Origin of the sequence: Methylobacterium sp. CCH5-D2, assembly GCF_001556475.1 — a bacterium.
Classification (GTDB): Bacteria; Pseudomonadota; Alphaproteobacteria; order Rhizobiales; family Beijerinckiaceae; genus Methylobacterium; species Methylobacterium hispanicum.
The window spans coordinates 1-633 of sequence record NZ_LSIX01001123.1; the positions used below are offsets into that span (position 1 = coordinate 1).

The 633-nt window shown below is 72.7% G+C and carries 1 protein-coding gene; it reads left to right on the forward strand.

The window, feature by feature from the left end:
• The coding region (locus AX737_RS30420; RefSeq protein ID WP_245293529.1) for an ATP-binding protein at positions 1 to 633 on the forward strand (633 nt) is incomplete at both ends.

Sequence of the window (633 nt, forward strand, 5' to 3'; positions counted from 1 at the left end):
GGGGTGGCGCACGACTTCAACAACCTGCTGACCATCATCCGCTCCTCGGTCGAGTTCCTGCGCCGGCCCGACCTTCCGGAGGTGCGCAAGGCGCGCTACCTCGACGCGGTGTCCGACACGGTCGATCGGGCCGCCAAGCTCACCGGCCAGCTTCTGGCCTTCGCCCGCCGCCAGGCCCTCAAGCCCGAGATCTTCGACGCGGGCGCCCGCCTGCAGGCCATCGCCGAGATGCTCGACCAGATCATGGGCGCGCGCATCCGGGTCGGGGCCGAGCTGCCCGAGAGCCCGTGCTTCGTGCGCGCCGACGCCAGCCAGTTCGAGACGGCGCTGGTCAACATGGCGGTCAACGCGCGCGACGCCATGGACGGGGAGGGCCGCCTCACCCTGCGGCTCTCGGGCGGGCGGGCGCTGCCGCCGATCCGCGGGCACGCGGCCAATGCCGGTCCGTTCGCGGCGGTGTCGGTGAGCGACACCGGCTCGGGGATCGCCGAGGCCGACCTGGCGCGGATCTTCGAGCCGTTCTTCACCACCAAGGAGGTGGGCAAGGGCACGGGTCTGGGTCTGAGCCAGGTGATCGGGTTCGCCAAGCAGTCGGGCGGGGACGTGGCGGTGGCGAGCGCGCCGGGCCTGACC